Here is a 19,995-nt window from a genome sequence, read left to right on the forward strand (position 1 = left end):
TACCTCGCCGACAAATGCGACCCCGACGGGCCCATCACCGCCAACCTCATCGGCAAGATCGAGCAAGGCGTCAACACCTGGCCGCGAGGGCCACGCCGTGAAGCCTTCAAAGCCGTCCTCGGGGTACAGACCAACAGCGAGATCGGTCTACGGAACCGCCGCAGAAGGGCCCGCTTCTCAGGTCGGGACGCCGCGACCAGCAGCTCCTTCGTCGACGACCTCGCCGCAAACGTCGGTGACGCTACCAACTGGTATCGCGACCTGTCCGATGCCGTGGCAGTGTTGATACAGATGTGCGCCCATGACCTCTCGCGTCGATCGTTCTTGCGTGCCGCCCCGCTGGTGGGCGCGGCACTCGTCAGCGTGGAACGAGACTGGCTACTCAGCCTGGTCAACCAGACTGTCGAGCAAACAACCGACGACGGCGTATCCCCCGCAGTCGCCGCGACCTACAAGATGATCGAGATGCTCGACGAGATGGACAACCGCTTCGGCGGTGGCCACGCCCGTCTGGCAGGGGTCAGCTACCTGTCCGAAACCGTTCTCCCCCGGCTCGCACAGACCCCCGACGGTCCAGAGCGAACCGCGCTGCTGACCGCAGCGGCCCAGCTCACCTCCAACACCGGCTGGATGAGCTACGACTGCGGCGGCTTCGGGCTCGGACAGATGTACATGACACAGGCCGTTCGATTGTGCGCCGAAACAGGCGAAAAGGTCCTCGCCGGACAGATCTTCGCCGGCCTATCCCACCTCGCCGTCGCGGCCGGCAAACCCGCCGAGGCGCTCAACCTCGCCGAAGTCGGACTCGCGACCGCCGCTCACGCCAGCAGCCCACTAGGCACCATGCGACTGCACGCCATGCGAGCACGCGCCCACGCCGCCCTGCAAGACCGCACGAAGGCTGCCCGAGCGCTTCACGACGCGGAAAAAGCCATCGACTCCAACGGCGGACAAGACGACACCACCCGATGCGTCCGCCACCTGGACCACGCATACCTGACCGCGGAAATGGCCCACTGCTTCAGCGCCGTGGGCGATTACGAGAACGCAGAACGCCACGCACAGCTCGCAGCCAAGCGGACGGCCGGCCGTGGTCGACGGCGAGCGCTCAGCCTGACCGTCCTGGCGACCGCGCGGATCGAAGGGCAAGGCAGGGACCTTGAAGGCGCGCTCGACGCCGCGACCCAGGCTCTAGATCAGATGAGACAGGTATCCAGCGGCCGGAGCGTCGCAGCCGTCCGCGCCTTCCAACAGCGACTCACCCCCTACCGGGACGAGCCGGCCGTCCAACGGTTCAACGCCGAGGCCAGCACCGTCATCACCGCAGCGAACTCCTTGAACGACCTGGTTCGAGATCAGTAACCGCGAGCACTCGGCGCATTCTGCGCCCCATCGACCGGAATGTGCGCACCGTTAACGCCCCGCGACCCATGGCTGAGCAGGAATGCGATCACCTCGGCCACCTCGGCCGGATCGACCAGGCGCCCCGCAGGGAACTCGCGGAGGAACTGGCCGAACCGGTCCGGATCGTTTCGTCGCATCCGGTCCCAGCCACCGCCAGGGACCAGCATCGAGCCTGGGCTGACGGCGTTGACCCGCACTCCGTGCTCGGCCAGTTCCCTGCTCAGACAAGTCGCCATATGCACGAGCGCAGCCTTCGCCGCCGCGTACTGCGCCGGCGGCGAAGGCTTCCACCCCGATATCGACGCCACGAACACGACCGAGCCCCCACCACCGTCAGCGAGATAGGGCACCGCAGCACGGGTAACAGTCGCCGCGTGCCCAACATTCAGGTCAAAGGTCGCCGTCCAATCAACTGACTGCGACTCCAGCAGCCCTCGTCCGCGGTTGCCCCCCGCGTTCGCCACTACCCCACGCAACCCGCCAAGAGAGTCCGCCGCCTCGGCGACGAACTCCGCCAGGCGCTCGTGATCCGTCACGTCGACCGACCGGACGAAGGCCTCGATCCCATGCGACGCCCGTAACGACTCCGCAAGATCTAATAGCGGACGTTCCTCCCGGGCACAGATGGCCAACGGGCAGCCCTGCGCCGCCAACGTTTCCGCGGTTGCCCGCCCCAATCCACGACTGCCGCCTGTGATCAACACCGGGTTTCCACGCAGACCGAGATCCATTCTTGACATGCCTCCACAGTGCCACCTAGCCCCGAGTCTCGGCGGGCGATCATGCCTCACGACGGAAGCAAGCGCCGTGCGGCTCCGGTCGGTCACACCGCGCCTACAATGCCGGGTGCCGGTGACGCGCCAACGCATTCACCGACATCGGACCAGCTGAGGCGAGGACAATTACTGACGAGCCGCACTGAACGCAGCCGCTAACCCGACCACGACGGCGAGCCACGATCCCGGTTCCCGGCTCCAAGCTCAGCGCTGCGCTTATCACGCACCACCCGTACTTGGGTTCGCCACCGGTAAATCCCGAACCCGAGATTTCTACTCTCCAGAACAGATCCAGGGGCGAGCTATGAGGTTCCACCCCAGGACCGGACACCGGGGTTTCAAGCCACGAGGGCGATGGGCTGACGGTAGCAGACGCGGGTTTCGTATGGGGTGCGATGCTTGAGTGTCGAGTGTAGACGGTCGTGGTTGTAGTAGCTGAGGTAGGCGAACACGGCCTGGCGGGCCTCGGCGCGGGTGGCCCACACCCGGGTGCCGATCTCAGCTTTCAGGGTGGCGAAGAACGACTCGGCGACGGCGTTGTCGTAGCAGGACCCGACACGGCCCATCGACGCGCGCATCCGCAGCCGCGTCAGTGTCGCCCGGAACTCGGCCGAGGTGTACTGACCGGTCGGAGTGGAAGATCGCGCCGGGCTCGACGAGGCCGCGCCGGTGGGCCAGGTCGACGGCGTCGGCGACGAACTGACACAGGCGCGTAGAGACCTTGGTCGAAGGTTGGCCGAGTGGCGGCGGGCAGCGGACCTAACCCAGGCGCAGCTGGCCGCGCGCGTGGGCAGAAACCAACACAGCACACCACGGGCAGGTCATCAGCAAGCGCCCCGCCACTGTAAGAGGAAAGGTGGAGACCCGCCGCCACACGCCGGAAGCAAGGCGAACGCATTGCCTAGCAGGAGTCCGGAAGCGGCCAACAGGTCAACGCGGTGGACCGGCCGGATCCGGAATTGACCATGGGTCGCAATCCCACCGATAGCGGGGTGTAGCGGAGCAGTTCCCCGCGGCCAGCTGTGCTGGGACCCCGCCAGAGGCCGGGGTGCCAGTCAGGCGGCCCGTCGGCGGCGGGGAACCAGCGCGGCGGCGGCCTCCGCTTTGTCCCGTTCCACTTGGAGTTCGACGATGACGGATGTGTAGGTGTTGCTGGTGATGGTGATGGTGGAGTGCCCGAGTAGTTCTTTGACGTCGGTGAGGTCGGCGCCGGATGCTTTCAGGTAGGTCGCGGCGCAGTGGCGCAGGTCGTGCAGCCGGACCGGGGGCAGTCCGGCGTCGCGGACGAGGCTGTCGAAGCGTTTGCTGACGGTGTCAGGGTGCCATTTCTCGCCGTTGGGCTGGACGAAGAACCATCCGGTGTCCGGCCAGTTGCTGCCGCTGATCAGCTTCCAGCGGGCGCGGCGGGCGAGGTAGGCGCGCCACGCGGTAGCGGTGAAGCTGTCCAGGGCGAAGGTGCGGTTGCCGGACTCGGATTTGACCCTCTTGTCGACCGCGTCGTAGCCGACGGTGGTGCGCTGCAGGTCGACGGTGACGAGGGCGTCGTCGAGGTCGACGGTGTTGTCACGCAGGCCGAGTGCCTCGCCGCGGCGCATCCCGCGGTGCATGATCCCCACGAACACCGGGTAGAGGGCGATGTCGTGGTCCTGGGCGTAGTCGAGGAACTGGCCGGCCTGCTCGGTGGTCCACACCATGACCGGGCTGGGCTTCTGTCCGGTTTCGCGCCACCGCGCGACGGCTTTGTCCGTCCAGACGCGGGGCTTGGGCTGTTTCGCCGAGGGCAGTTCGACGTGCTTGGCCGGGTTGAAGTCGATCAGCCGGTAGTTGGTGCGGGCCATCGCGTCGTTGAGTGCCTTGCGCAGGGTGGCGCGGATGCGCTGCATGGTTGCCGGGCCGGTGGTGCGCACTCCCCGGACGGTGGCGCGGATCTGCGGGTCCTGGCTTTGTCGGGCGATCTCGATGGCGGTGTTGAAGTCGGTGATCGCGGTGAACATCGCCGAGATGTGCTCGACCCGCAGCTTCACCAGCGGGATGGCGCCGAGGTGCGGGGTGAGGTGCACGCGGATGTGGCAGGCGTAGGCGCGTTTGGTGCCCGGCTCGATCTTGCGCCGGGATTCCAGCCACTGCTGCAGGTATTCGCCGACGGTCATGTCGACGCTGGCGGGAAGGCCGGCGTTGACGCGCTTGGCGATGGTGTCGCGGTCGGGCAGAGGGGCTCCGGCCTTGACTTGCTGGAGCAGGTCGGCGATCTCGGTCGCGAGGGCGGTGTCGTCGCCGGCGAGCGCCAGCAGCGCGATGGCCTGGCTGCGGTCGGCAGCGGCGGTGTCCTTGCTGTCGAAGGTGTGGCGGCGCAGCGGCGATCGGCGGGAGCCGTCGGGCGTTCTGGGCAGTTCGAGTTGGTATCCCCACTTGCCGTGGTGGGAGTTCCAGGTCCCGCCGGCGCGGTAGAGATGGGGGCAGCGTTTGCCGAGTTTCTTACCGTCGGGGTCGCGGCAGGTGCAGATTTTGTGGATGGATCCTTCCGCCATGGTGGTGTGGCTCCTCGGGGGTTTGTGGGGCAGCCGGTGGCTGCGGATTTCCGACGGGGTGATCGACGCGTGCCTTCGGCGACCAGATCAAGTCGCCGTCGGCGGGGGCGGGTCGGGTGGTGGCTCGTCGCCGGTGGGCAGGTGCAGGGCATGCAGGATCGCCGTGACCGGTACGCGGTAGCGGCTGCCGAAACGCAGCACAGCGCCCGGGAACCGGTCGTGTTTGGCGAGGTCGTAGGCGACGGCGCGGGACAGACCAAAGATCTGCGCCGCGGTGGCGATGTCGGTGATCAGGCCGAGGGCGCGGATCCGCTCGACAGTCCAGGCGATGTTGTCGGGCTGGCCGCTTTCGGGGCCGGGGTGGTCGGCGATGTTGTGGTCGGGCACGGTCATCGCAAAGCAGTCCTGGCGCCGGGGATCAACGCGGTGGACGACCTGCTGACCTGGTGGCTGCGCGATGTTCGCCACCAGTTCGGCGACGACTGGGACGACCCGGATGCGCCGATGCTGCCCAGCGAGCGCCGCGACCGGCTCACCGGCAGATGCCTGCGGGTCGGGGCGAACGCGCTACGGACCGGGCTGGCCGATGCGGTGCAGCGGTGGCTGCCGGCGTGGAACGGACAGTTGACCCCCCACGGACTTCGGCACTACTGCGCCTCCTCGCTGTATGCCAGCGGCGTTGACCTCAAAGCGATCCAGGAGCTGCTAGGCCACTCGTGGCTGTCGACCACGACCCGGTACATCCACGTCCACGAGTCGCATATCGAGCGCGTGTGGGTGCAGGCCAACCAGCGTGTGGCGGCCCGGCTGGCCGGCGGGAAAGGATGAGCGGATGCGGTGGAACCTGCGGCTGAAGGCCGCCGAACGCGGGATCTGGAAGTCCACCGAGATGCGGCGGCTGCTGGCCGAGCATGGGCTGGAGATCAGCGCGGGCAAGATGTCCGCGCTGTGGACCACCACGCCGACGTCGATCCGGCTCGACGACCTGGACGTGTTCTGCGCGGTGCTCGACTGCACCCCGGCCGATCTGCTGCTGCACGAGCCACAGCAGGTCAAAGCGCGCCGCGACGAACTCAAACGCGCCGCGGACGGCAGCTCGGCCAAGCGCGCGGGCACACCCGTCGCGCCGCGACTGGGCCGCAACCGTTCGCTGCCACCGGCATGACCGTGCCGCACAGCGTCCACGCGGCCCGGCTGACCCGCTGCACGGTCTGCCAGCAGCAGCCGGTGGCCATGCGCGGGGTGAAGTTCTGCTTCGCCTGCTGGCCCGGCGGACCGGTGAACCCGCCGCCGTGCGTGCGGTGCGGCGCTACGACCGGCTACTTCACCGCCGGGCTGTGCCGACGCTGCCACCGCTACGCCCCACCCAGTGTCGACTCCTGCCTGGACTGCTACGCCTGGGGCGCGACGCGCAACCAGAGCTGGCTGTGCCTGGGCTGCTGGCAATGGCGCCGCGCCAACCCGACGATCGGGCCGTGCGCGACCTGCCAGCGGATCGTGCACCTGGCGAGCTCGGGCGTGAAGGTGTGCCGGCTGTGCTACCGACAGGCCGCGATGCTGCGTGACCCCGGCAGCGACCTCGACCCTATGGGCGCCAACCGGCGCGGACAGCAGCTGTTCCTGGCCGACATGTTCCACCGCAACGCACACCGCAAGCCCAGCAAACCTGCCAAGGTGTGGTCAGACGCGCCGCAGGCCGGCGGGCCCGCGTGGCCGCAGTGGCGGCAGCTTGTGCTGCTGCCCGCGACCGGCAGGGTGCTGGCCGGCCGTGGACGCGCTGCGCTGGACGGTCGGGCCGACCCGCAGCAGGCCGCCGTGCTGGAGGAGCGCGCCCGTGACATCGCGGCGCTGCTGGGCTGGACCGACCGCCTCCTCCGCGACACCTGCACAGGTCTTCGGATCGCGCTCGGCCTGCGCGATCACCGCGATGATCCCGTCCGCGCCAGCGAGGCGACCCTGCTGACCACGATCGACCTGCCCGCCGGCGCCGTGATGCGGGTTCTGGGCGAGATCGGCATGCTCGCCGAGGACAGGGATCCCGCCTTCGACGCCTGGGCCGCGAGCCAGATCGCGCAACTACCCGACCCGATGGCCGCAGAGGTGAGCGACTGGCTGGAGGTGATGCGTCACGGCAACCCCACTCCGCCGCGGCGCAGGCCACGCAGCCGAACCACAATCGAGCTGCATCTGCGATGGGCGCTGCCCACGCTGCTCCGGTGGGCCGCGCAGGGGCACGCCAGTCTGCGCGAGATCACCCGGGACGACGTCGTGCGGGACCTGCCACCGTTGGGCAATCCTCGCGCGCAGGCCGGACAAGGACTCAAGTCGATCTTTCGTCTCCTCAAGGCCCGGAAGGTGCTGTTCACCGACCCGACCGCCCGGATACCCACAGGGCGGCATCAAGACCAGCAACCACTGCCGGTAGACCTCCACGATCTGCGAGACGCGTTGAACGCCAGCAAGCCCGCGCACGCCGCCGTGACCGCGCTGATCGCCTTCCACGCTCTCGGACCCGGCCAGGTGCAACGGCTGCGCCTCACCGACGTCCGGGATGGCACGCTGCACCTCGACGGTCGATCGATACTGCTGGCCAAACCCGTCCAGCAAGCGCTCACCGCGTACCTCAACCATCGACAGACACGGTGGCCACACACCAACAGCCCGTACCTGTTCGTCACCACGAGAACCGCGAGCAGCGACGTGCCGGTCAGCCGGCGATGGGTATGGCAGGCCCTCGGACCCAAGCTGTCCGCCGCCAACCTCCGCCAAGACCGCATCCTCGACGAAGCCCACGCCACCGGCGGCGACGTCCGCCGGCTCGCCGACCTGTTCGGCCTCAGCGTCAAGGCCGGCAGCCGCTACACCGCCACCATCGACCACCCCGACCTCACGGCGCTGACGTAACCCAAGTTTGTGGCCGCGAGTGGCCCTCCCTGGAACACCTCGACTTGATGCGTACTGGGTCACTGTGCGCAAGCACAGTTAGAGGCCGCCGGAGAGGTGCGCACGTCCGCCGATGTCACCTTTACGGTGGTTCTCTTGCGGGACCGCTAACGGCTGCGCAAGCTGAAGGATCGGTTGTCGTCAGAGGGAATGTGGCCATGTCTACAGCAGAGGACCTCATCCGTACCAAGACGGCAGACTTCGTCGGCCGTACGTACATTTTCGACGCCGTCGATCGTTTCCTGCGGAGTCAAGACCGCGGCGTCGTCGTCATCGAGGGTGACCCCGGTGCGGGAAAGACCGCGATCCTCGCCCGATACGTCCAGCGCACGCGCTGCATCGGGCACTTCAACCTGCATGCGCAAGGCCTCAACACGACCCGTCACTTCGTCCACAGCCTCTCCCGACAAATGACGCAGCTTTACGGAACCTTCTCGGCGGCGACCAGGAACGTTGGGAATGCCGACGGCGAGACCGTCGAGCAGATCTTCGAGGAGCTGCGGGGGCGGCTGCCGGACGAGTTGCCGCTGGTGATCGCCGTCGACGCACTCGATGAAGCCGCTCCGGACACCGGCGACGCCAATCCACTCTTCCTACCGACGATCGTCGGTAAGGGCGTTTACCTGGTAGTGACCACACGCCGCGAGGAGAGCGCGTTTCGTTTCGACGGCCCGCTTGAAGAGATCAGCCTCCGCGACTACCAAGCCGAGACCATGGCTGACGTGCGGCAGTACCTAGAGAACAGACTCGAAGACGCTCCGATCGCCAGCCGGGTCGACGGCTCGAACGTCGGCCGCGCGAATTTCGTGGAACGGCTCGGCGAGATGAGCGAAGGCAACTTTATGTACCTCTGGTACACGTTGAACGACATCGCCTCCTCGACGGTACTGAATCTCGACCGGTTCCTGCGGGAGTTGCCGTGCGGCCTGAAGAACTACTACGAAAAGCACTGGAAGCTCATGGGGATGACTGCCGAACGGGACCCGACCGTCAACGCCTGGATCCTCTACGTCCTGTGCGAGGCGGGGACCCCGCTGTCCGCCGGGATGATCTCCTTCATCCTCAAGCCAGTGACGACCGAGGCCACGCCGGCCTTCGTGCAGAGTCGCCTCAACCAATGGCAACAGTTCCTGCACGCGGACAGATCAGAGTCGCCTGCCAGGTACAGCCTCTACCACGCCAGCTTCCGCGACTTCCTACACCGCCAGGACATCGTCGCCAACGCCAGCATCGACCTCAAGAACGTCTCCCAGGTGATCGCGGACCCACTGTTCGAGCACATGTTCGGCGGGAACCAACACTGATGGCTGACGAACCGACCAGAGTCGCCCTGGAAGTACTCGCCGCTCAGCTGCACCGAGCCGGAGATGCGCGGATCTATGACATGTTCGCCTCCGATTACTGGCTGCGGCAACACCTCGACTCGGCGAAGCTCGACTGGTCTGGTTACGCCGCGGACCTCGCCTTGGCGTTCGACAGCCTGCACGAGGAGATCGCAGCGGGGACCGCTCCGGCGCGGCTGATCATGCGACGGCTGGTTCAGCTCTGTGTGGTGCGCTCGACGATGGCTTCGTCGGAGAACCTTCCGGACAGCGTCGTGTCGAGGGCGGTGCGGACTGGCGCGTGGCCCGTCGACCGTGCCACGGCGACGATCCGGCGCTACCGGGACCGGGGCCGCCAAGCCTCCGCCTACATCGCTATGCTGCGCGGCGAATTCAAAGACGCCGAGCGAGGCGCTGTGCAAGCATCGCTCACCGCATTGGCGTTCGTCGCTCCCGGCAAGATGCCCGCTGCCGAGCTGCTGCAAGCGATCTCCCTGCTCGAGGCTTCCGAGCAACGTGCGGTGGCCGATCGCCTCGCCCTGTGCCCGATGGCGCCGAACGATCCCCAAGCAATCTGGCAGCGCCGCGCATCCGGCAACACCGTCCTTAGCGCGCCCGACGCCGTGGCGATGATGCTGGCTAACCCGGAGGCCCGCCGGCCGGCCCTGGTCAAGGCCACCATCGACAACGTTTTGCGGGAGGCCGCACGCATCAGTGAGATGGCGGCCACACCCTACCGGCGCCCTGCCGAGGCTCCAAGGTCCCTGGACGACCTGTTGATGGCAGACGGAATGGAGATCACCTACGGCGACTACGTCGGCAGACCGCAGATCCTGACGGCGCTGCGCGACGCCGTGCCGTTGGTGGCCGCGTACCCGAAGCCGGGTGAGATGCCTACCGCACTCGTTGGGTGTATGGGATGCGCTGCGTCAGAAGAGGAGTGGGAGTCGCTGGCAACGGCGTACACGATCAGCCTGCAGGACGTCGGTGTCTCATGGCAGCCGCCTGTCTACACGCCAGCGGAGCGCTATAAGTCGCCACAATGGGCGAAGGACCAGGAGCGCTTGTGGTGGTTGCGGCAGATTCTGATCAGGACTGGCCGCGCCGCCGACGCGCACCTGGGACGGGGGGAGGAGCCTTTCACGGCCTTCGCCGTGGAGGCGCTGGAGAGCGCCTGGGTGGACCGGGCGCTCGCACTGATGAACCAGCCGGAAGGAGCCGCACGGAGGCAGGACACGCCGATACGACCAGTCTTCGAACAGGGTGAGCTCCTCAACGGCGACATGTTGTCCGCGCAGTCCGAGGCGCGCCAGCCCGTGGAGCCGGAGAGCGGTGAGGCCGACGAGGATGCCCACCAGCTCGTGCGAGAGACGGTTACCCGAGGGATTGCCCCGACGATCGCTGCAATGGCAGTCGCTGCCGGAGGCGGACCACCAGACGCCGTCGATGACTTCGCTTCTGAGACATTCGACCGCGAGTTCCTAACGCTGCAGTTGCATAACCTCGATCGGGTCGCGTCGGAGGCCCGGGTCGAACCGGCTATCGCGAGGCGCATGATGGGCGGATTGCTCCGCCGCGCGATGGAGGAGAACTATCGGACGCGAGGCAGCTTCTTCGACGCCTGGCCCGACGTGGACGCCGAATTGGTCGAGGCAGCCGACCTGACACCTATTGTGGACTTCATCCTGAAGCTGCCCGCGGAGCCGGAACGCGGCTACGCCGCCGATCTCTTCAAAACCCATGATGTGGACCCGCACGACGTTCCGCTGCTGATGGCCCTGGAACTCGTTGGTCCCCACCTCGATGAGACGAATGCCGTCCGGCTCGTCGCCACACTCCTGGGAGTTACCCGGACCGAGGTCCGCAACCGAGGTCTCGGACTCCTCGCGCCTCGGCTCAGCCTCGACGCCCTCGAGCGCATCCTGCGTTTGAACTGGCGGCCTGCGGACTCCCGGGAACTAGCGTGGGTTCTGCGCGAGATCGCGGATGGCAGCTCGGCCGAGGCGACCGCTGCCAGGCGTGCCATCGAGGACATGGCGCTTGAGGCAGCCACCGGCATCGAGGACGGCTGGGCGTACGTTGACGCGGTCCTGCACACACGCAGCGGGGAACGGTTCAGTGCGGCGGAGGCGGTCGCCGATCCGAAGGTGCTCACGACGGTGCGACGGATGAGCATCAACGACCGGACCGACGCACTGCGTGGGCTCTCCCACCACGCGAACCGCGACGAGCGGGTCTCGCAGGTCGTGTTCGAGGAGATTCTGGCGCTGCCCTCGGTCAATTCCCTGGGCACTTACAGTTGGCGGGCGGTGGCCCTGTTGAGCTGCTCAAGCCTTCTGAATGCGCCGATGGCGAGCCGAGCTCTTGACGCGGCCATGGAGATTCCGGAGAGGCTTGGTGAGGGCGACGGCCAGTCGTGGGGCCGGGACTGGACCAACGACTTCGTCCGTGCGGCCGTGGTGAACGCGCTGGCCCCGGCACTCGCGTCGCAGGATGCTCAACGCGCGTTCGAGTACGCGAAGAACCTGCCGTACGTCGCTCGCGAGCCGGTGTTCCGGTCTTTGGCCCCGATCGCCGACCGTGCGCTCGCCGGCCGACTCTTCGACCACGCCGTCGAAAGGTACCGGGACTATCTGCGGATGGATCTGCCGTCCGCTCCGCGCGTGATCGAGCAGGTCGTCTCCCTGGACTCGCCCGACGAATTCCTGCTGCAGCGGCAGGTGCAGACCGCGGAGCTGATCGCCGAGATGCTCGACAGGCTGGACGGGGACCGCCGAAGGACTGCGGCTGACCTAGCCATGCGCGCGCCCGCGACAGGTCCCTGTGCCTGGCTCGGCGGGAAGATCCTCGACCGGCTCGTCGACGGCGATCCGGTCGATGCCACAATGCTCACCTCCATGGCGCTCGTCGACGCCTACAGCTACGTGAGCAGCGACCCGGCCCGGATCGACATCCTGATCGACCTACTTCCGCACGTGCAGCGATATGCGGGCCGGCGGCAGGCCGAGCTCGCGGAGTTCACTACCGCCCGGTTCCCGGGCTATGCCGAGCCGTTCCTCGACGCCGCTCACGGCGAGCGGATGAACGAGGCGGACCGCGCCGAATACTTCCGGCTAACCGGCCTCGACAGCATGCCGCTACCGGGAGACCCGCATCCCGACGACATGTCGGAAGCCGACCAGCGGGCGAAGATGGCCCGATGGATAATTGCGCCAGTGGCTGAACGGCATCGCGACCGCTTCCTGGAGCAACTGCTGCTCGCGTCGCCCCTACTGAGCCGGGTTCGTGCGCTTCCCCGGCTCGACGAGGTCCTGCCGACCGAGTTCCGCGCGAACGTCCTGGCCGCTTCGGTTCGCGAGCTCGTTCACCACGCGCCGGGACTCGGACCCGAGCACCTTGCCGTCCTCGTGCGCATAGCCGAGGACCTGCCCAGCGGCGACCGCAGCTTGTTCGTGGACCTGGCCGCATCCCTTCGCGGATTCGACGAGCCGGGCGACATCGAGAAAGCGGCGTTCAACGTGCTCTACCAGGACTGGAGCCGCATGCTACGTCCGCATCCCAAGTATGAGCCGCTCGGCCCATCGGTCGCGGCGAAGATCATCGGACGAGAAGTGCAGGACCACGAGTTCCGCGAGTCGTACGGCTTCGAGACACTGCGGGTCCGATACCTGGCAGAACTCGCACCGCACCTCGAACAGGACCAGATCAGCCGGGCTGTCGCGCTGCTGCGAGACTTCCCAGAGCCCGAACGGGCGAGTGCGCTCGCGGCGCTGCTGCCCTCCGCCAACCGGGACAACGCTCGGCTCATCGTCGCGGAGATTCACGCGCTGCACAGCCGCTTCGCGCGCCTCTGGGCGCTCTTCCGTGGGCAAGAATCACTGCGCGAGAACCGAGCGGAATTCACCACGACGGCGGAGGGAATCGTCCGGGCCTTCGACACCGCCGCCTCGATGGGTGCGGCGGCTCTGATGCTCCTGGGCTATCTCGGGGTGGACCGGACGATGGAGATCCTGGTCGACCAGGCCCGGAACGCCTCTGACGACGACACGATACTGAAGCTGCTTTCGCTTGCGGTACGCACAGGCAAGGACGCGGAACACCACGAGCGGCTGTGTGCCCTGCTCGTGCGGCTGTCCTCGCCGGATACCCGCTACCAGGCGCTGCTCATGTTCGCCAGGGCCGGCGTCCGGCTCGGTGAGCATCTCGGCGACGGCACGAGTGAGCTGCTGCTCACCGTACATCTGCGCCTCTCGGAACTCAGTTCGCTGCCGCGAGCCGAGTTCCTCCGCGAGCTGGCGGGGAACGTGGCACTCGTCAACGCCTTCGTCGATGACGACGACCGGGTGGCCATCGCGCGAGGCGTGCGTGAGGTCTGTGAGCAGTGGCGATGGCCCTGACTCACGCCCCGCCGCATCCTCAGGCGGTGAGCTCGCGCTGAGGGGGTGCATCACCGAGCCGAACCCACTGCCGGCCCGCCGCATCGGTGAAGCCGAGCTTCACAATGACCGAACCGCTGGACGTGCCGTTCATCTCGACCAGCAGGCGGGAGCTGTCGTGCGGCGGTACGAAGGCGACCGCCTCGTCCCGCGAATCCGCAACAACGAAACGTCCGTTGCGCTCCTCGACCTTCTGCCCGGTCACCCGGTAGCGGAACGGCCCGGAAGCGGTGAGCTCGACGACGGGGTGGTAGATCGTCTCTGGGCTGTCGTTCCGGATCTCCAGGAAGGTCAGGCCGACGTCCCGGCGGACCATCGCGGTCACCAGACGAGCGACACCAGCCTCGCGATCACGCGCCTCGGCGACCAGCCGCCGGTTATCCCGGATGGCGATCGCCAAGGCAACCGCCACCGCCGCGAAAGTGCCGATCGCACCGAGAACCTGCCCGATCGCGCTGATCCAGTCGGTGATCATCGGGCCATCAGCGAGCAACACCGGCACCTCCCGGAACGGCTATCGCGTGCCAGGATAGGCAGCGACGCGTCCGGAGGAAACGCCGCCGCACGATCGGCATCGTCTTGCCTACCGTGCACGGGCAAGCCGGCTCAGATCCCGCAATCGCCTTACGGAGTATGTTGCCCAGTTCGCGAACGCGAGCCAGTCTAGGCTCACCAGGTGGTATCACTACTCCAGTTCGCGGCCACCGATGCTTCAGAAATCGCGAACCTGAGAGCTTTTTGGGTGTAGGTGATCAGGCGTCGGTAGCCGAGGGCTTTGGCGGCATGCCACGCGGCCGCGTACAGCAGGCTGCAGGCGTTGCGGTGCCCGTCGGTGGCCACCCGGGTGACCTCGAGCGTCAGGCCGTCGTCGAGGTGCCGGGCGACCGGCCGCCCGACGATCGCCACCCCGACGAGCACGTCCCCGTCGGCGACGCCGACTGAGAACTTGTGTCAAGCGGCCGGTGGTGGCGGTGCCAGTCGGCCACGAACTGGCCGGCCTGCTTGAACGACACCGGCACGGTCCGCAGGCTCATCCCGCCACCTGCCCCGAGTCGGGCAGGTGCGGAGTGAGCCGGGTCAGCGTCTCGTCCAGGAACGCGGCGCTGATGTCGATGCCGGCGAACCGGCGCCCGAGTTGCAGCGCCGCCAGCCCGGTGGTGCCGGCGCCGCAGAACGGGTCCATGACGAGGCCGCCTTCGGGGCAGCCGGCGGCGATGGCCCGCAGCGGCAGGTCGAGCGGGAATGGGGCGACGTGCGCGCCCCGGTACGGGCGGGTGGCGATGCGCCACACGTCGCCGGGATTGCGACCGGCCGGGTGAGCGGCGGTGTGCGCGTGCCCGACAGGGCGCAGGTTGCCCGACCCGGCACCGGCCGCCAGCTCCCCGGTGTGCTTGTTCGCGCCGTACCTGCTGCTGCCTCGCCGCCGTCGGGTGGCGTCGACCCCACCGGTGAGTCCCTTGTGGACGCCGCCGATGATCCGTGTGCCGTCGGCGGCGTCCGGCCTGGCGAGCGGGACGCGGATGGGATCGAGGTCAAAGAAGTACCGCGGTGACTTGGTGAACAGGAACAGCAGTTCGTAGGTCGCCGACAGGCGGTCTCGCACCGACTCCGGCATCGGGTTCGACTTGGCCCACACCACCGCGTTCCGCAAGATCCAGCCCGAGGCTTGCAGGGCGAACGCCGCCCGCCACGGGACCCCGAGCAGGTTCTTCGCCGGCAACGGCGCGGGCCGGCGACCGGCCGGCAGCTGGCGGCTGCCGGCGATCCCCCCGGTGGTGTCGTAGACGAGGCGGGTGCCGGCGCTGTAGCTGTCGCCGAGGTTCACCCAGCAGGTTCCGGTCGGGGCAAGCACCCGCCTGGCCTGGTCGAACACCGCGACCAGATGGTCGAGGTAGTCGTCCAGGCTGGCTTCCAGCCCGTACTGCGGGTCGACCCACCGTGCCCGGCAGCGGGGGCAAGTCACGCCGTCGGCGCGGCGGGTGCGGCCCAGCAGATGAGGGCAGGCCGGGTCGCCACCGTCCCAGAGGCCGGTGCCGTAGTCCCGCAGGCCCCAAAAAGGTGGCGAGGTGACCAGGGCGTCGACGCTGCCGTTCGGCATCGCCGCCAGGACCTCGGCCGCGTCGCCCAAGTACAGCTCTACCGGCCCACGCTGCCAGTACCGGTAGCCGTCCAACGTGGACGACTCGGGTGCGCGGTGACGATTACTGGTCATCGGGCACCGCCCACCGGTGCGGACATAGCAGCAGCCGCAACGCGACCGCGGCCTGTTGCGGGACGACGCCGTTGCCGAGCACCTTCAGGGCGAGGGTGCGCGGCAACCCCAGCGCCGGGTCGGTCACCCAGCCGGCCGGTAGCCCCATCAGCCACTCGACGAACGGCGGCGCCAGCACGGGCTTGCCGTGGGTCCCGGGCTGGGTCGGGTCCGGGACCGGCCGGCCGAGCAGGGCCTCCCAGCGGGCGACCGCGTCGGCGTAGATGCCCCACCGGGCCGCATCCGGCACCGGCCCGGCCGTGCTGGCCGGGTCGGGCAGGAGGGCAGTGACGGTAGTGCGCAAGTTCGACCCGCCGCCGGTGCGCACGCCCGGGCCTCGGCCGTCGGACACGGTCGGGGTGGGCAGCACCTTGGCGACCTGGACCGCCGCCGAGGGTAGGGTCAGGTCCCCGTGCGATCCCCGCTGCCCGGGACAGCCTTTCGCACCGTCGCTGGCCCGGGGAGTGGGAAGCAGCCGGGCGGCGTCGGTCAACGTACGACCGGCGTGCCCGGAGAGCGGCGCGGTCCGCCCGGCGGTGGCGTTCGCCGAGGAGCGGGAGTCCGCCACCGTGGGGGTTGGCAGCAGGGTGCCGGGGGTGAGTTGTTCGCGGACCAGTTGCGGCAGGCTCGGCCGGCGGGCCGCCCCCGGCGAGGGTGACCGGTTGGAGCCGGCGGACGCGGCGGTGGGGGTGGGTAGCAGGGCGTGGCGGCTGCCGCCGGGTTCGACCAGGTCGGGCAGGCCGCGTTGCATGCCTGGGCCTTTGCCGTCACGGGCGCAGGGCGTCGGCAGGGTCCGCATCGCCTGCGTGGAGGTTGGCCCGGACGGCCAGCAGGAACAGCCGGTCGCGTCGGTGGGCGGCGCCGATGTCGGATGCGCGTAGGCATAGCCAGCTCGTGTCGTACCCGAGCGCGGCCAGGTCGGCGTGGACGACGTCGAGGCCTCGGCGGAGGAGCGCGGCCACGTTTTCCACAAAGACGTATGCCGGTTGTAGTGCGCGAACAGCGTCGGCGACGGCTGTCCACAGGCTGCTGTGGACACCGGCGATGCCGACCCGCTTGCCGGCGTTGGAGATGTCCTGGCAGGGGAATCCGGCGGTGACGATATCGACCGGTTCGACCGTGGCCCAGTCGACGGTACGGATGTCGCCGAGGTTCGCGACATCGGGCCAGTGGTGGCCCAAGACGGTGCTGGCGTGCGGGTCGGTTTCGGCGTACCAGGCGAGCCGGCCGCCGAGCACCAGTTCGACGGCGAGGTCGAGGCCGCCGAACCCGGTGCACAGCGATCCGATCCGCAGTCCCGCGCCGGATGGTTCGGGGTGGCGGGCCAAGTGGGCACTGTTCACGCCACCCCCCGCCCGGCCGTCGCGGCGCCGGCGTCCGCAGGCTCCGGCGGGACCGCGTCGACCGACTCGCTGGGGTGCGGGCAGGTGAACGGTCCGCACCCCGGCGCGTCATCGGGCGAGCGCCGGGCACGGGGACGCAGGACCACCTGGTCGAGGGGCACCCGCTGCGCGTGCAGGTAGAACCGGCCGCGCAACGGTTGCCCGTCGGCGTTGGCCCGCGCTGACCCGTGCCGGATCGCGTTGTCGAAGTCGACGGCGTCCGCCCACTCGGCCGGACTTGCGGCCTTGAGGTCGGCCCAGAACCCGTCGTCGTGGAACGGGCACCCGATACAGCTCGACTTCGGGGTGTCGCCCAAGCCGTGCTCGGCCAGGTAGGCGACACAGTCCTCCCGCCGCCATTTACGGTCCAGCAGCGGGAAGACGTGCCGTATGTAGCGCACGTCCGAGTCCCGCGCCCTGACTACCTCATCGAGGGAGATGCCGATCGCGACTTCGGCGTATACCCCGTCCGGGACCCGGATCGGGTGCGGGTAGCCGAGCCTGCGGCGCACCTCCCGCTTGATGGGTTTGATCTTGTATTCGTTGGTGCATTGCCGCCTGGCCATGCCTTTCTCGCCGTTGGGGCCGAGCGAGAAGAGAGGCATTGAGGCGAACCGGTGGGCCGGGTCGAGGGCGTCGGAGCGGATGTTGCCGCCCGCGACCCGCACGACCGGGATGCCGGCGCGCTGCGCGATGCCGGTCATCCGCTCGAGATGCCGGTAGACCGCCTGCGGCTCCCAGCCGGTGTCCGAGAAGACGGCGGCGTCGAACCTGGGGATCGTGCCGTGGGCCGCCAGGAGCAGGCAGGTGGAGCTTTGTACCCCGGCACCAAGCGACAACAGTCGAATCGTCGGTTGGGTCACCCGGCATCCCCCTCCCCCGTGGGCTGGGGGAGCGATTTGGCCAGGACGATCACGTCCTCGTGGGCGATCAGGTGCATCGGCACCCCGGCCGTCCTGGCCTTACGCACGGCGGAGAGCTGGAAGAAGCTCGGCCGGGCGATCAGCCGCCCGCCACGGACAGCGGCCAGCAGCGCCACGCACCGCTCGACCGGGACCAGACCAGCGGCAATCCCGGCGCCGATGACCGCCGACGGCAGGTCGACCAGCTCGCCGCGCTTGCGCCACGGCCGGGCGGTCACCACGACCACCCCGCCGGGCTTGAGCAGGGTGGCGCAGCCGGCCAGGATCTCGGCGAACCCCTCGGCCAGGCCGGGCAGGTCCCGGTAGGCCAGGTTGCCCCTGTCGGTGCCGTCGTTGTAGGTGTTGTCGGACTTGTGCACACCGGCGCCGGCCTCGGGCCGGACCAGGCCGTGCACGGTCGGCCCGTACGGCGGCGAAGTCACGACGAGGGACACCTGGCCGGCCAGCGCGGCCGGCAGCAGGCTGGTCATGCGGGTCGCGTCGCCGCGCACCACCGACGCCCGCCCGGTGGCACCCTGCCGGTGGGCGTGGGCGACGTTCGCGTCTGCGATATCGCTCCATTTGGACTCGTACTCGACGCCGATCGCGTCCCGGCCCAGATGCGCCGCCTCGACCAGCGTGGTGCCGATCCCGCACATCGGGTCGAGCACGAGGTCGCCGGGCGAGGTGTACGAGGTGATGGCGTGCGCGGCGATCGCCGGCAGCATCCGCGCCGGGTGCCGGACCGAGTCGGGTACGTACCGGCCGCGGCGCTGCATTGGTCCGGTCAGTTGGGCGGTGGCCCAGACCGACAGCTGGCCCGGCTCGGCGACGGCATCACGGCGCGCACCGCGGCCAGCGCCGGTCTTCGGCGTGTTCTGGCTGCGGTCGTTGTCGTCCGGGTCGGGTGTGCCGACCAGGGTGATGGTCCTAGGCACGGGCGCCACCACCCCGCCGGCGCCGCCGGGTGGGCGGACGGGTCTGGCTGAACACGAAGCAGTCGGCGTGCACCCGCACGTGCGCGACCGCCCACCGTTGGCCGTCCTGGCCGGCCGCGAGGGCGAGCAGTTCCTCGTCGGTGGCGAAGTAGGTGAACGCCTCGCCGTCGGCGTCGGCGCCGACGGCGACGATGTGCTGCAGGTAGCCGAGCCCGGCGGCGGAGGCCGCCGCGACCAGCGGACGGAAGTCCTCCGGCGTGGCGGGCTTACCGACCGGGGTGCCGACCACCAGGACAAGGCAGCCGCCCGGGCGCAGCAGCTGCGCGCAGGCGGCGAGGAGCCAGGCCAGACGGACGCGGTTGGCCGCCTCGCCCGACTCGTCGAGGGGCCAGCAGGCGACCACCAGGCTGGTGACGCCGGCGACGCTGGCATCCGGGGGCAGGGCGGTGACCGGCGGGCCGGCCGGCGGGAGTGCTGGGTCGGTGAGGTCGTCGCCGAACCAGGCGGCCAGGTCTGGCGGCTCCGGCCCGTCCAGGTCGGCCCCGATCTCGTTGTCGAGGTCGGTGTCGGTCTCGTTGTCTGGCTCGGCGCCCGGCGGGGTGGCCGGACCGATGATCAGCGAAGCGGCGTCGGTGAACCACGCCTTGTGGTGCCGGCGCCCGCCGCGCTGACATGCGGCGGTCAGGGCGTGACCGTCGGACAGGTCGACGACCGCCTCACCGGGGCGGCTGTAGGCGGCGACCAGTCGGTAGGCCAGTCGGTTGGGGATGGTGGTGGTGGGGTCGTCGCCGCTGCGGGCGGTACGCCACACGGTGATCGGCACCGGCGGGTCGCCGGCGACCAGATCAACCAGAACAGTCGGGTCGGCGCCGCCGGTGTGGGCCGGTTCGCCGTGGGGCTGCGGGGTGTGCGGTGTGGATCGACTCATGCGATGTCGGCTCCGCGCCGCGCCGTGATGCGCTGACACCCACCAACCGGGGCTTGTCAGATGGGACGAACATCCCCGGATCTGACAACCGCGATTCGCGTCTGACAAGGCCGCCGAAAGGCCATGACAGCCCGGTTGTGTCCCGATATTTGGTGGGAGTGTTGTGGGCAAGGCGGACCGCTGCT

Annotated in this window: 17 protein-coding genes and 1 pseudogene; 6 read left to right on the plus strand and 12 right to left on the minus strand. The window is 68.9% G+C overall.

The genetic code is table 11. From position 1 onward, the window contains the following. Positions 1–1,362: hypothetical protein (locus tag QMG73_RS29520; protein WP_281901099.1), on the plus strand; the 1,362-nt coding region annotated here is incomplete at its 5' end. Here the strand turns inward: QMG73_RS29520 and QMG73_RS29525 are convergent. From QMG73_RS29525 to QMG73_RS29540, 4 genes are all read right to left on the minus strand, one after another. Continuing rightward, positions 1,356–2,135 carry an SDR family NAD(P)-dependent oxidoreductase gene (locus QMG73_RS29525; RefSeq protein ID WP_281901101.1) on the minus strand — a complete coding sequence of 260 codons (780 nt, stop codon included), beginning with the start codon at positions 2,133–2,135 and terminating at the stop codon, positions 1,356–1,358. The genes QMG73_RS29520 and QMG73_RS29525 overlap by 7 nt on opposite strands. Before the next feature lie 383 nt (positions 2,136–2,518). Beyond that, the gene (locus QMG73_RS29530) at positions 2,519–2,758 is read right to left on the minus strand and encodes an integrase core domain-containing protein (protein ID WP_281901102.1); all 240 of its coding nucleotides are present in this window, start codon (positions 2,756–2,758) and stop codon (positions 2,519–2,521) included. Positions 2,759–3,235: 477 nt separating this feature from the next. Continuing rightward, the gene (locus QMG73_RS29535; protein ID WP_281901104.1) at positions 3,236–4,708 is read right to left on the minus strand and encodes a site-specific integrase; all 1,473 of its coding nucleotides are present in this window, start codon (positions 4,706–4,708) and stop codon (positions 3,236–3,238) included. Between the two features lie 87 nt (positions 4,709–4,795). Then, positions 4,796–5,101, minus strand: coding sequence for a helix-turn-helix domain-containing protein (locus tag QMG73_RS29540; protein ID WP_281901106.1), 306 nt, complete (start codon positions 5,099–5,101; stop codon positions 4,796–4,798). A 9-nt stretch (positions 5,102–5,110) separates the two neighbouring features. Between QMG73_RS29540 and QMG73_RS29545 the strand changes: the two are divergent. The 5 genes and pseudogenes from QMG73_RS29545 to QMG73_RS29565 form a co-directional block, all read left to right on the plus strand. Further along, a pseudogene (locus QMG73_RS29545) lies at positions 5,111–5,536 on the plus strand (tyrosine-type recombinase/integrase); the annotation flags it as partial. Between the two features lie 4 nt (positions 5,537–5,540). Then, positions 5,541–5,873: a helix-turn-helix domain-containing protein gene (locus tag QMG73_RS29550; RefSeq protein ID WP_281901110.1), complete on the plus strand. Its 333-nt coding sequence runs from the start codon at positions 5,541–5,543 to the stop codon at positions 5,871–5,873. Next, a complete protein-coding gene (locus QMG73_RS29555; protein WP_281901112.1) occupies positions 5,870–7,612 on the plus strand; it encodes a hypothetical protein in 1,743 nt (580 codons plus the stop codon). The genes QMG73_RS29550 and QMG73_RS29555 overlap by 4 nt, the downstream gene beginning before the upstream one ends. Positions 7,613–7,809: 197 nt before the next feature. Next, complete coding sequence (locus QMG73_RS29560) at positions 7,810–8,955, plus strand: ATP-binding protein (RefSeq protein WP_281901115.1); 1,146 nt, start codon at positions 7,810–7,812, stop codon at positions 8,953–8,955. Then, positions 8,955–13,370 (plus strand): hypothetical protein, encoded by a 4,416-nt coding sequence (locus tag QMG73_RS29565; RefSeq protein WP_281901117.1) that lies wholly within the window; start codon positions 8,955–8,957, stop codon positions 13,368–13,370. Before QMG73_RS29560 ends, QMG73_RS29565 begins: the two co-directional genes overlap by 1 nt. Positions 13,371–13,389: 19 nt before the next feature. On the opposite strand, the gene QMG73_RS29570 is transcribed toward QMG73_RS29565, so the two are convergent. From QMG73_RS29570 to QMG73_RS29605, 8 genes are all read right to left on the minus strand, one after another. Then, positions 13,390–13,884 carry a hypothetical protein gene (locus tag QMG73_RS29570; protein WP_281901119.1) on the minus strand — a complete coding sequence of 165 codons (495 nt, stop codon included), beginning with the start codon at positions 13,882–13,884 and terminating at the stop codon, positions 13,390–13,392. Positions 13,885–14,078: 194 nt separating this feature from the next. Beyond that, on the minus strand, positions 14,079–14,327 hold the full coding sequence (locus QMG73_RS29575) for an XF1762 family protein (protein ID WP_281901121.1): 249 nt from the start codon (positions 14,325–14,327) through the stop codon (positions 14,079–14,081). A gap of 112 nt (positions 14,328–14,439) precedes the next feature. Further along, the gene (locus QMG73_RS29580; RefSeq protein WP_281901123.1) at positions 14,440–15,621 is read right to left on the minus strand and encodes a DNA-methyltransferase; all 1,182 of its coding nucleotides are present in this window, start codon (positions 15,619–15,621) and stop codon (positions 14,440–14,442) included. After that, positions 15,611–16,411, minus strand: coding sequence for a hypothetical protein (locus tag QMG73_RS29585; RefSeq protein ID WP_281901125.1), 801 nt, complete (start codon positions 16,409–16,411; stop codon positions 15,611–15,613). The genes QMG73_RS29580 and QMG73_RS29585 overlap by 11 nt, the downstream gene beginning before the upstream one ends. A gap of 16 nt (positions 16,412–16,427) precedes the next feature. Continuing rightward, positions 16,428–17,003 carry a DNA cytosine methyltransferase gene (locus QMG73_RS29590; protein WP_281901127.1) on the minus strand — a complete coding sequence of 192 codons (576 nt, stop codon included), beginning with the start codon at positions 17,001–17,003 and terminating at the stop codon, positions 16,428–16,430. Further along, positions 17,000–17,905, minus strand: a complete 906-nt coding sequence (locus tag QMG73_RS29595; RefSeq protein ID WP_281901128.1) for a hypothetical protein — start codon at positions 17,903–17,905, stop codon at positions 17,000–17,002. Before QMG73_RS29595 ends, QMG73_RS29590 begins: the two co-directional genes overlap by 4 nt. After that, complete coding sequence (locus QMG73_RS29600) at positions 17,902–18,882, minus strand: TRM11 family SAM-dependent methyltransferase (protein WP_281901129.1); 981 nt, start codon at positions 18,880–18,882, stop codon at positions 17,902–17,904. Before QMG73_RS29600 ends, QMG73_RS29595 begins: the two co-directional genes overlap by 4 nt. Continuing rightward, complete coding sequence (locus QMG73_RS29605) at positions 18,875–19,810, minus strand: hypothetical protein (protein ID WP_281901131.1); 936 nt, start codon at positions 19,808–19,810, stop codon at positions 18,875–18,877. The genes QMG73_RS29600 and QMG73_RS29605 overlap by 8 nt, the downstream gene beginning before the upstream one ends. Positions 19,811–19,995 lie beyond the last annotated feature (185 nt).

It is taken from the genome of Phytohabitans aurantiacus (assembly GCF_027923225.1).
In the GTDB taxonomy this organism is placed as follows: Bacteria; Actinomycetota; Actinomycetes; order Mycobacteriales; family Micromonosporaceae; genus Phytohabitans; species Phytohabitans aurantiacus.